The following is an 11,653-nucleotide window of genomic DNA, read 5'->3' as shown; positions in this document are numbered from 1 at the left end:
CGCTAGGGCCTCTTGCGGAAGACCTCGTTCCTCAATTCGGCGAGCGCGTCCCTGAGACTGTCGGTGATCTCCCAGGCGTCGGGGATCATGTCGCGGTCGGTGACCACGCCGATGTTCAGGACGCCGTCGTAGGAGAAGCAGGTGATGTTGACGCCCCCGCTCACGTCGGTGATCACCGAGACGGGATAGAAGGTCAGCAGCCTGGCCCCGCACACGTACAGGGGGAACTGCGGCCCCGGCACGTTGGAGATCGTCACGTTGATCGGCGGCGCGGTGTGCCCGACGAGCTGGAAGGCCGAGCGGGCGGCCAGGCCCATGAGGGCGGCGGGCATGGACTCGCTGAACTCCCTCAGCCAGCGCGCCGGGGACAGGGAGAAGCGCTCCTTGATCCGGCCCATCGCCGCCTGGACCTGTTCCAGCCGCGCCACGGGATCCTCGACATGGACGGCCAGCGGCGCGGTCATGATCGTCACCTGGTTGCCGGGGCCGCGCTCGTGCAGCGAGAACGGCACGCCCGCCACCAGCGGCCGGTCGGGCACCCCGCCGTGCGCGGCCAGCCACGCGCGCAGCCCGCCGGCGCACACCGCCATCACCACGTCGTTGACCGTCACGCCGAACGCCTTGCGCACCTCCTTGATCTCCTCCAGCGGCAGCGACACGAACGCGACGCGCCGGTGCGCGGAGATCGGGCCGCTGAACGGGGTGCGCGGCGCGGGCAGGGCGGGCAGGGCCGGCGCGTCTCCGGTGCCCGCGAGCGTGCGTGCCAGGCCCGAGACCAGCTCCACGCCGGGCACCTTCGACACGACGGGGATCTCGTCCAGGTGCGGCACCGCCCGGGCGGCGAACTTCACCGCCTGCGCGGGGTTGGCGGCCAGCCTGGTCAGCGCCCTGCCGACCATCTCGAGGGGGCTCGGCGCCGGCTCGTCAGGCTCGGGCTCGACCTCGGGCGGCGGCGCCGGGACGGGGGTGAGGTCGAGCAGGACGGCCAGCACGTCCGCGCCGCCCACGCCGTCGACCGCCGCGTGATGGATCTTGGTGTAGAGGCCCGTACGGCCGCCGGCCAGGCCGTGGATCAGGTAGATCTCCCACAGCGGGCGGTTGCGGTCGAGCCTGCGGGCGTGCAGGCGGGAGACCTGCTCGGCCAGCTGCCTGTCGTCACCCGGCGGGGGCAGCCCGATCTCCCTGACGTGGTAGTCGAGGTCGAGGTCGTCCTCGTGCACCCAGTAGGGGTGGTCGAGACCGAACGGCACCGGCGCCAGCTTGCGCCGCATCGCCGCCACGTGCGGGAGCCGCTGCGTGAGCAGGTCCTGCAAGTCCCGTCTGAGGAGGGGACCGTCGAGGACGGCCAGTCCCGCGATGTTGGCCACGTTCGTGGCGGTCTCGAAGTTGAGGAACTGCGCGTCGAGAGCGGACAGTTGCGCCATACCAGGAAATTTACCGAGGATCGGCATTGCTGCAGAGACCATGACAAGCACTGCCGCCAGGTTGCTGGTCCGGGCGCTGGAGGCGGAGGGCGTGCGGTACGTCTTCGGCATCCCGGGTGAGGAAAACATCCATTTCGTCGACGCGTTGAACGATTCTTCGATCCGCTACGTCCTGGTCCGCCACGAGCAGGGCGCGGCCTTCATGGCGGAGATTTACGGCAGGCTGACGGGCAAGGCCGGAGTCGCCTCGGCGACGCTCGGCCCCGGTGCGATCAACCTCCAGTTGGGCGTCGCCGACGCCACCACCAACAGCACTCCCGTGATCGCCGTGTCCGCGCAGGTGGGCCTGGACCGCATCTACAAGGAGTCGCACCAGATCGTGGACCTGGTGTCGCTGTTCAGGCCGATCACCAAGTGGTCGGAGCTGGTGCCGACCGCCGCCGCCGTTCCCGAGATGGTGCGCAAGGCGTTCAAGACCGCGCAGACCGAGCGGCCCGGAGCGGTGTACCTGGCGATCCCTGAGGACGTGGAGAAGGCGGAGGTCCCCGACGGGGTCGGGCCGCTGCCGGTGAACGTGGTGCGCCCGGTGGACCCGTCGGCCGCGCAGATCGCCCGCGCCGCCGACCTGCTGGCCACGGCCGCCCGCCCGGTGATCCTGGCCGGCCACGGCGCCACCAGGGCCGGCGCCCGCGACGCGCTCGTCCGCTTCTCCGAACGGCTCGGCCTGCCGGTGGCGACCACCTTCAACGGCAAGGGCGTCTTCCCCGACGATCACCGGCACGCGCTGGGGGCGTTCGGCTTCATGCGCCACGACCACGTGAACTTCGCCTTCGACGAGGCCGACGTGCTGATCAGCGTGGGCTACGAGCTCCAGGAGTTCGACCCGGTGAAGATCAACCCCGACCGGTCGAAGAAGATCATTCACATCCACCAGTTCCCCGCCGAGGTCGACGACCACTACCCGGTCGCGGTCGGCATCCAGGGCGACATCTCCAGGTCGCTGCACGCCCTCGGCGAGGCGGTGCACCGCCGCTTCACGCCCAGTCCGACGGTGGAGAAGGTGCGCCGGCTGGTCAGGGAGGAGTTCGAGCAGGGGCGGCAGGAGGACGGCTTCCCGCTCACGCCGCGCCGGATCGTCGCCGACATCCGGCAGGCGATGGGACGCGACGACATCGTGCTGGCCGACACGGGCGCGGTGAAGATGTGGATGTCGCGCATGTACCCCACCTACGAGCCCAACACGATGCTGGTCTCCAACGGGCTGTCGTCCATGGGGTTCGCGGTGCCCGGCGCGATCGCGGCCAAGCTCGCCTTCCCCTCGCGCAGGGTGCTGGCCGCCACGGGTGACGGCGCGTTCCTGATGAACTCCCAGGAGCTGGAGACCGCCGTGCGCGAGCGCGTGCCGATCACGGTGCTCATCTGGGAGGACGACGCCTACGGGCTCATCGGCTGGAAGATGGGCCTCGAGCTGGGCCGCAGCTCCAACATCGCCTTCGGCAACCCCGACTTCGTGAAGTACGCCGAGAGCTTCGGGGCCAGGGGCTACCGGGTGCGTTCGGCCGCCGAGCTGCTGCCGACGCTGCGCGAGGCGCTGGACGGCGACGGCGTGTCGGTGATCGCCGTCCCCGTCGACTACTCGGCCAACCTGGCGCTCACCGAGTCGCTCGCGGGCCTGGGGGTGACGCCCCCGACCGGCGACGCGTGAGCCCGCGCGAGCGCGCCCTCCGGGAACCGCACCCTCTAAGATCGGGCCGATGGACGTGCCCGCCGTAGTCACCGATGGCCCGCGGCCGCCCGCCCCTGCCGTACGGCCGGCGGGCGACCCCTACCACGTCTACCTCGACTCCCTGGCCAGCGCCGAGTCGAGGAGGACGATGCGGGGCTGCCTCGACCGCATCGCGCGGGTGCTGACGGGCGACGAGGCGGTGACGGGCGCCGGGATGCCGTGGCACCTGCTGCGCTACGAGCACACCGTGCGGATCAGGACCGTGCTCACCGAGCAGGGCTGGTCGCCCGCCTACGTCAACAAGCACCTGGTGGCGCTGCGGCGGGTGCTGAAGGAGGCCTGGCGGCTCGGGCAGACCAGCGCCGAGGACTACGCCAGGGCCGCCGACCTGGCTCCCGTCACGCACACGCGGCTGCCCGCCGGCCAGCACGTGCCGCCGGAGGTGGTGGGAGCGGCGCTGGCGGCCTGCGACGACGCGCCCGCCGGGCGGCGCGACGCCGCGCTCATCGCCGCCCTGTACTCCACCGGCTGCCGGCGGGCCGAGATCGCCGGGCTCACGCTGGCCGACTACGAGCCGGCCGCCCGCTCGCTGCGGGTGCGCGGCAAGCGCGACAAGGAGCGGCTGGTCTACCTGACGGGCGACGCGATCGGCCTGCTGGAGCGGTGGCTGGCCGTCCGCGGGCGGGCGGCGGGGGCGCTGTTCTGCCCGATCAGCCGGTCAGGACGGCTGCGGACGCGGGACGAGCGGCCGGTCGCGCTGACCGGACAGGGCATCGCCGACATCCTGGCGCGGCGGCTCGGCGAGGCGGGAGCCGGCAGGCGGACCGCGCACGACTTCCGCAGGACGTTCATCGGCGAGCTGCTCGACGCGGGGGTGGACCTGGCCACCGCGCAGGCGCTGGTGGGCCACTCCTCCCCCGCCACCACCGCGCGCTACGACCGGCGGCCCGAGAACACCCGCCGCGAGGCCGTCGACCGGCTCCGGCTGCCGCAGGCCCGCCCCCTCCCCTGACGGTGGCGCGCCGCCTTCGAGGTCCCTGGCCGCCGCGCCGCGCCCGGCTGCGGGGATCTCACAGGCCGCGCACGGCGGCGATGGTGAAGGGCCGCTGCGGCGTCCCCTCGCCGAGCGGACCACCCTTGTCGAACTGGGAGCGGACCACGTAGAGCGTTCCCCTGCTGCGCACCAGCGTGGTCGGGAACTGCAGCGCGTCGTCGGTCACCCGCCGCTCCAGACGGGCGGACGTGCCGTCGGCGGCGACGTGCCACCGGCTGACGGTGCAGGTGACGTTGTGGGCCACCCAGAGCGTGCCGTTCCGCAGGTCCAGCCCGTCGGCGTACCTCATGTCCCCTCCGTTCAGGGCGGCCCTGCCGATCGCGCCCGAGGCGAGATCGAGTCGGTAGAGGTGGCCTCCGGCCATGTCCGCGGTCAGCAGGAAGCGCCCGGAGGGGTCGGCGACGATGCCGTTGAGCGTGTAGGCGCCCGGCTCGTGCGGTGCCAGCGCGTCCTTGAGGTCGAAGCGGGGCTCGAGCTTCCCCGACCTGCCGTCGGCCGCGGCCACCTGGGCGGGCGTGACGCGATAGACCACCGCGCGGACGCTGTCGGTGAGATAGGCGGTGCCGTCGGGGGCGATCGCGACGTCGTTGACGAAGCGGGGCTCGCGCCCCTCGACCGTGAAGGCGGCCAGCAGGCGGCGGCTGCGGGTGTCGTAGACGGACACGCCCGTCGTGGAGTCGGTCACCCACAGGCGGCCGAGGCGGTCCACCTTCAGCCCGTTGGCGGTGTCGCGCCCGTCCGCGCCCGCCGGCAGGAAGATCGTGGCGGTGCGCCGGCCTGGCGTCATCTTGAAGATCGTGCCGTCGGTGTACGAGCCGGCGTAGAGGTCTCCGGTGCGGGGGTCGGCGGCGATTCCCTCGGGGTAGACCCGCTCGCCGGGCAGCTCGTAGGCGGCGGAGATCCGCGCGTGCGCCGCGGCGTGGGCGGGTACGGCGGCGCCGGCCGTACCGGCCTGCGCGGGGGCCGCGCAGGTCAGGAGAGCGAGGGCCGCGGCCGCGACGGCCTGACGGAAGGGGGGCATGCGACTGCTCCTTAGATTGATAGCTCTCTATCGTTTGGATGAATACACACGATAATTAGAGTTCTAATGCTCGTCAACAGGCGAATACACAGGGCCGCTACCATGCGAAGATGACCTCGATGCCGGTTCCCGAGCGCCTCGGCAGCCATCTCAAGCGCGCCGAACAGGCGCTCATCGCGGCCAAGCACGCCGCGCTCAAGGGGGCCGGCCTGACGGTGCCGCAGTACGCGGCGCTGCTTCACCTGTCCGACAACCCCGGCATCTCCGCCGCGGCGCTGGCACGGGCCTGCGCGGTCACCGCGCCCACCATGAACACCGTGCTCAGGAACCTCCAGGACAACGGCCTCATCGAGCGCACCCCACACGCGTGGCACAAGAACATCCTGGAGACCCGGCTCACCGAGAAGGGCGAGAGGGTGCTGGCCGAGGCCGACCCCCGCGCCGTGCGGGTCGAACGCGAGCTGGCCGCCGCGTTCAGCGAGGAGGAGCGACAGACGCTCATCGCCCTGCTCGGCCGGTGCATCGACCACCTGCGGTCGCGCGAGTGAGATCCCAGGGCGGAAGCCGCCGCCGCTGAACGCGCCGAGCAGGGCAGGCCGCCCAGGGCCGAGCCGGGCCGTCTTACAGATCAACAGCGCAGATGCGCTTATGCACCGCAGATATACCCTCAGTGTATAGTCGGCGGCCATGAGCGTCCCTCTTGCGCTGCTCGGTCTCCTTGAGCGGGAGCCGAGCCACGGATACGACCTGAAACACGACTACGACACCTACTTCGGCAGGGGCAAGCCGCTGCCGTTCGGACAGGTGTACTCCACGCTCGCCCGCCTGGCCCGGGACGGCAAGGTCACCGCCGGGCAGAGCGAGCCGGGCGACGGACCGGACCGCAAGCGCTACGCCATCACCCCGATCGGCAGGAGCGAGGTCGAGTCGTGGCTGGCCGAGCCGGTCGCGGCTGAGCCGTACCTGCAGACCGTGCTGTTCACCAAGGTCGTGCTGGCGCTGATGCTGGACCGCGACGCGGCGGGTTACCTGGATGCCCAGCGCGCGGCTCACCTGCGACGCATGCGGGAGCTGACCGAGATCAGGCGCGAAGGCGCGCTGATCGACGCGCTTCTCGCCGACCACGCCCTGTTCCGTCTGGAGGCCGACCTGCGGTGGATCGATGTCACCCAGGCCCGGCTGGGGGCGCTGGCGGAGACGGTGCGCGGCCGATGATCGTCAACGCACTGCTGCGGGCCGAGAAGGTCAGCCGCTCCTACGGCAACACGGCCGCGCTGGTGGAGGCCGGCCTTTCGGTGACCGCGGGTGAGGTCCTGGCCATCATGGGGCCCAGCGGTTCCGGCAAGTCGACGCTGCTGCACCTACTCGCCGGGATCTTCACACCGGACAGCGGCGAGGTGTGGTTCGACGGGCGGCGGCTCGACACGCTGGACGACGGCCGCCGCAGCGAGCTGCGGCGCACCGCCTTCGGTTTCGTCTTCCAGTTCGGTCAGCTCGTGCCCGAGCTGACCGTGGCCGACAACGTGGCGCTGCCGCTGCTGCTCGGCCGTACCAGACGCAAGGAGGCCTACGCGCGGGCCGTCTCCTGGCTGGAGCGGCTGGAGCTGGCGGGCCTGGGCGGCCGGCGCACCGGGGAGCTGTCGGGCGGGCAGACACAGCGGGTGGCCATCGCCAGGGCGCTGGTGACGCGGCCGAGGGTCGTCTTCGCCGACGAGCCGACCGGTGCGCTCGACTCGCTCACCGGCGAGCACGTGATGGACCTGCTGGTGGGCCTGGCCCGCGAGGAGGGCACCACCGTGATCGTGGTGACGCACGACGTCCGGGTCGCCGCCTGCGCCGACCGGGAGATCATCGTGCGCGACGGCAGGGTGACCGACCCGTACGCCGGCGGGGTCGTCCGATGATCCTCCTGGGCCTGCGGCTGTCGCTGCGCAGCGGCAGGGAGACGGCGGCCCGGCTGGCGCTGATCGTGGCAGGGGTGGCGGTCGGCGTGGCCGTGCTGCTGGCCACGCTGTCGCTCTTCAACGCCTTCCAGGCCACCAACGACCGCCCCTGCTGGGAGTGCACGCGCGGCACGCCGCCCAGCGGCTGGGTCCTGGACGCCACCGCCGACGGCGCGCTGTGGAACCTCCGCGAGGACTACTACGCGGGCCAGACGATCAAGAGGCTGGACGCGGCGGCGCTCGGCGCCCGGGCGCCGGTCATCCCCGGGCTGTTCCGCATGCCCCTGCCCGGCCAGTACTACGCCTCGCCCGCGCTGGCCAGGCTGATGGACTCGGCGCCGCGCGAGCAGCTCGCCGGCCGCTTCCCCGGCACGCGGGCGGGCCTGATCGGCCAGGCCGGGCTGTCCGGGCCCGACGAGCTGGCCATCGTGGTGGGGCGGACGCCGCAGCAGGTCGCCGCCATGACCGGCACCCGGCAGGTCGACGCGGTCGCCACCGACCCCGCGGCCGATGGGAGCGCGGACGTCTACCGGTTCGGGTTCGGTATCGCCGCGATCGGGCTGATCGTCCCGCTGCTGGTGCTGGTGGGCACCGCCACCCGGCTGGCAGCCGCCCGCCGCGAGACCCGCTTCGCGGCGATCAGGCTGGTCGGCGCGACCTCCCGGCAGGTCAACGTCCTCGCCGCGGTCGACGCCGCGGTGGGCGCGCTGCTCGGCGCGCTGGCCGGCGTCGCGCTCTTCCATCTGGTACGGCCGGCCGTGGCCGGCGTGCGGATCACCGGTTCGCGCTTCTTCCCCGAGACGGCCGTCCCGAGCCCCTGGCAGTACGTGACCGTGCTGGCCTGCGTGCCGCTCGTCGCGGCCGGCGCCGCTCTGTGGTCGCTGCGCCGGGTGCGGATCTCGCCGCTCGGTGTGGCAAGGAAAGCCGCCCCGCCACCGCCGCGGGCCTGGCGGGTGGTCCCGCTTCTGGCCGGCCTGGGGCTCTTCGCGGGCCCGGCGTTCACCAACGGCAAACCCGATGCCCTGTGGGCCGACGCCGGGATCGCGCTCATCATGGTCGGGCTGGTGCTGGCCGGGCCGTGGCTGACGATGCTGGCCGCGCGCCTGACGGCCCGGCTGACCCGCGGCGCGGCGACGCTGCTGGCCGCGCAGCGTCTGGCCGCCGACCCGAAGGCCGCGTTCAGGTCGGTCAGCGGGCTGGTGCTGGCGGTGTTCATCGGGACGACGATCGCGGCCCTGGTACCGGCGGTGGTCGCGGGCCAGCAGGCCGTGGCAGGCGGCGCGCTCAACAACGTCCTGGGCGCCTCGCTCTCCCGGCCGGGCGTCCCCGGCCTGTCCTCACGGGCGTCGGCGGACCTGCTCGCCCGGCTGCGCGCCCATCCCGGCGCGGACGTGCTGCCGATCTACGCCAGGGCGGACCTGGGGACCATCCGCCCGCCGTTGGACGGCCCGCCACCCGCGACCTCCGTCGTCGAGTGCTCGAGCCTGGCACGCTTCCCCATGCTCGGTCGCTGCCCCGTGGGTGCGCAGGCCGTGATGGGCAACTTCGCCCGCATCGTCGGCGCCGACAACCCCCTCACCGTCGACAAGCTCCTTCCGCTGGCGGGGCCGGCCAGCGAGTCCACCTCCGCAGCCGGGCTCGAGCTGGAGGCTGTCATGATCGGCACGGGTGACGCGGCGACGCTGGAGCGGCTGCGCACCCTGCTGGCGGACTACACCGCCGAGGCGCCGATGACCTTCGCCGAGATCGCCCAGGCCAGAGCGGACCTGTACATCCGAGCGGAAAACGTGGCCCTGGTCATGGTCGCCCTCACCCTGGTCGCCGGCGGCTGCAGCCTCGTGGTGGCGGTCGGCGGCGGTCTGGTGGAGCGCAGGCAGCCGTTCACCCTGCTGCGGCTGGCCGGCACGCCCACGCGCACCCTGGCCACGGTGGTGCTGCTGGAGTCGGCGGTGCCGCTCGTGCTGGCCGCCGTGCTCGCCGCCGGAGCCGGTTTCGGCGTGGCCGAACCGGTCATCGACCAACTCGCGATGAAGGGCGCGTCCCTGGCGATGCCCGGGCCGGTCTACTTCGCGGCCGTCGGCGGCGGCCTGGCCGCGTCCCTCCTGGTGATCCTCACGGCCATCCCGCTGCTCAGGCGCATGACCGCGCCCGACAACGCGCGTTTCGAATAGGAGTCCCATGACGCTCATGCTGAGACTGGCAGGGTTGATCGCGCTGTCCCTGATCACCGCGGTCGTGGTGGCAGCGCCCACCAGCGCGGCGGACGCCCGCTACTCCGCGCAGATCCGGCGCACCGAGTACGGTCTCCCGCACGTGTCCGCCAAGGACTATGGCGGGCTCGGATTCGGGTACGGCTACGCCTTCGCGCAGGACAACCTGTGCGTGTTGGCCTCCTGGGTGGTGACGCTGCGGGGCGAGCGATCCAGACACTTCGGCCCCCAGGCGGAGTCCGACGACCCGGTCCGCCCGGTCGCCAACCTGGTCAGCGACGTCTACTACAAGAGCCTCGCCGACTCAGGCGTCGTGCGACGGCTGCTGGCCCAGCCGCCACCGGTGGGCCCGAGCGACGAACTGCGCCGGCTCGTCGACGGCTACGCCGCCGGGTACAACCGCTACCTGGAGGAGACCGGGGTGGCGAACCTGCCGGATCCCACCTGCCGAGGCAAGGCCTGGGTCGGCCGGATCACCGCCACCGACATCTGGAACAACCTCCTCGACCTCGGTCGCATGGTCAGCAGCTCCCAGTTCAAGGAGCACATCGTCGGAGGAGCCGTGGCCGAGGGGCCGCAGCGGCGGCCCGCCGCGGGCAGCAACGCCTGGGCACTCGGCCGCCGGGCCACCCGCGAAGGCCACGGCATGCTGCTGGCCGACCCGCACTTCCCGTGGAACGGCATCCGGCGCTTCTACCAGGTGCACCTCACCATCCCCGGCGTGCTCGACGTCTCCGGCGCCAGCCTGTACGGCACGCCGGTCGTCCAGATCGGCCACAACGCGGCTGTGGCCTGGACCCACACCGTCTCCCACGCCCAGCGCTTCAGCCTCTACCAACTCGACCTCGTGGACCCCACCAGCTACCTGGTGGACGGCCACGCCGAGCCGATGGGCCGCCAGGAGGTGCAGGTCACCCTGCAGGACGGCACCACGGTGGCCCACACGCTCCACACCTCGCGCTACGGCCCGGTGCTGGCCGCCGGGCAGACCGACAAGGTCGCCTACGCGCTGGCCGACGCCAACGCCGCCAACCTGCGGGCGGCCGACGAGTGGCTGGCGATGGCCAGGGCGAGGAACCTCACCCAGCTCCGCGCGGCCCAGACCGCGCATCAGGGCATGCCGTTCGTCCACACGCTCGCCACGGACGCCGGTGGGACCGCCTTCTTCGCCGACACCTCGGTCGTCCCCCACGTCACCGACGCCCAGGCGGACCGCTGCGCCAAGCCCTCGCCCATGCCGGGCCTGGAGGCGTACGTCCTGGACGGCTCGACCTCCGCGTGCCTGTGGGGCAAGGATCGCGACGCCGTCGTGCCGGGCATCTTCGGGCCGGGCAGCCAGCCGAAGCTGACCCGCGCCGATTACGTGGCCAACTCCAACAACACCGCCTGGATGACGAACCCGTCGGCGCCGCTGACCGGCTACCCGCGCGTGTGGGGCGAGGCGCGTACCGAGCTGGAGCCGCGCCCCCGTGTCAGCCTGGACATGATCGCCCAGCGGCTGTCCGGGACCGACGGGCTCGGCGATCCGGGCTTCACCCTGCGAACGCTCCAGGCCACCGCGCAGGGCAAGCGCAACCACACCTTCGAGCTCATGCGCTCGGACCTGCTGAAGCTGTGCCGTACCCACCCCGAGCTGACCACGTCCGCCGGCAGGCAGGTGAACGTGCGCGAGGCCTGCCGGACGCTGCGTGCTTGGGACGGGCGCGCCACCCTGGACGGCCAGGGGGCCGTCCTGTGGCGAGAATTCTTCGCTCGGCTGGAGCGTCCCACCAGGCCGGGGGACCCCGTTTTCACCCCCTGGCGGGTGCCGTTCGATCCCGCGCATCCGCTGACCACCCCTCGGGGGCTCAAACGCGACGACCCGGTGGTACGGCAGGCCCTGGCCGACGCCGTGCTCTACTTCCAGACCAACCGCATCCCCCTGGCTCTCACCCCCGGCCAGGCGCAGCACTACTCCTCGATCCCGGTTCCCGGCTGCACGGAAGGGGAGGGCTGCTTCGACAGGGTACGCATGCGCGGCCGGCTCGGCACCGACGGGCGTTACCCGGAGGTGGACACCGGTTCCAGCTTCATGATGGCCGTCGAGCTCACCCGCGCCGGGCCCCGTACCCGCACCATCCTGACCTATTCGCTCTCCACCAACCCGGACTCGCCCCACCACACCGACCAGACCGTCCTGTTCTCGCGCGGCCAGTGGGTCAGCGAGCGCTTCACCGAAGCCGAGATCGCCGCCGACCCGCATCTGCGGACGACCACGGTACGCGGGTGAGGCAGA

General features: G+C 72.4%; 9 protein-coding genes. 7 read left to right on the top strand and 2 right to left on the bottom strand.

Going from position 1 to position 11,653, the window contains the following annotated elements; genetic code table 11:
* Positions 1–2: 2 nt before the first annotated feature.
* Entirely contained in the window at positions 3–1,424 is a 1,422-nt protein-coding gene (locus ACWENQ_RS32060; RefSeq protein ID WP_452417526.1) for a WS/DGAT/MGAT family O-acyltransferase, read from the bottom strand.
* A 40-nt stretch (positions 1,425–1,464) separates the two neighbouring features.
* Here ACWENQ_RS32060 and ACWENQ_RS32055 point away from each other — a divergent pair, with 40 nt between their 5' ends.
* Both ACWENQ_RS32055 and ACWENQ_RS32050 read left to right on the top strand, forming a co-directional pair.
* Entirely contained in the window at positions 1,465–3,129 is a 1,665-nt protein-coding gene (locus ACWENQ_RS32055) for an acetolactate synthase large subunit (protein ID WP_452417524.1), read from the top strand.
* Between the two features lie 49 nt (positions 3,130–3,178).
* On the top strand, positions 3,179–4,162 hold the full coding sequence (locus ACWENQ_RS32050) for a tyrosine-type recombinase/integrase (protein WP_449929045.1): 984 nt from the start codon (positions 3,179–3,181) through the stop codon (positions 4,160–4,162).
* 58 nt (positions 4,163–4,220) lie between these two features.
* Here ACWENQ_RS32050 and ACWENQ_RS32045 read toward each other — a convergent pair whose 3' ends face one another.
* Positions 4,221–5,225 (bottom strand): SMP-30/gluconolactonase/LRE family protein, encoded by a 1,005-nt coding sequence (locus tag ACWENQ_RS32045; protein WP_452417522.1) that lies wholly within the window; start codon positions 5,223–5,225, stop codon positions 4,221–4,223.
* Between the two features lie 110 nt (positions 5,226–5,335).
* On the opposite strand from ACWENQ_RS32045, the gene ACWENQ_RS32040 reads away from it, so the two are divergent.
* The 5 genes from ACWENQ_RS32040 to ACWENQ_RS32020 all read left to right on the top strand — a co-directional run bounded on the left by ACWENQ_RS32040 (position 5,336) and on the right by ACWENQ_RS32020 (position 11,647).
* The gene (locus ACWENQ_RS32040) at positions 5,336–5,773 is read left to right on the top strand and encodes a MarR family winged helix-turn-helix transcriptional regulator (RefSeq protein ID WP_452417520.1); all 438 of its coding nucleotides are present in this window, start codon (positions 5,336–5,338) and stop codon (positions 5,771–5,773) included.
* A gap of 139 nt (positions 5,774–5,912) precedes the next feature.
* Positions 5,913–6,440, top strand: a complete 528-nt coding sequence (locus ACWENQ_RS32035; RefSeq protein WP_452417519.1) for a PadR family transcriptional regulator — start codon at positions 5,913–5,915, stop codon at positions 6,438–6,440.
* On the top strand, positions 6,437–7,129 hold the full coding sequence (locus tag ACWENQ_RS32030) for an ABC transporter ATP-binding protein (RefSeq protein WP_449929051.1): 693 nt from the start codon (positions 6,437–6,439) through the stop codon (positions 7,127–7,129). Before ACWENQ_RS32035 ends, ACWENQ_RS32030 begins: the two co-directional genes overlap by 4 nt.
* Entirely contained in the window at positions 7,126–9,339 is a 2,214-nt protein-coding gene (locus tag ACWENQ_RS32025; RefSeq protein ID WP_449929053.1) for an FtsX-like permease family protein, read from the top strand. Before ACWENQ_RS32030 ends, ACWENQ_RS32025 begins: the two co-directional genes overlap by 4 nt.
* 16 nt (positions 9,340–9,355) lie before the next feature.
* Positions 9,356–11,647 carry a penicillin acylase family protein gene (locus tag ACWENQ_RS32020; RefSeq protein WP_452417517.1) on the top strand — a complete coding sequence of 764 codons (2,292 nt, stop codon included), beginning with the start codon at positions 9,356–9,358 and terminating at the stop codon, positions 11,645–11,647.
* The last annotated feature ends 6 nt before the right edge of the window (positions 11,648–11,653 follow it).

It is taken from the genome of Nonomuraea sp. NPDC004354 (assembly GCF_053602555.1).
The sequence above is the reverse complement of the archived record's forward strand: the minus strand, read 5'-3'. Positions and strand labels throughout refer to the sequence as shown.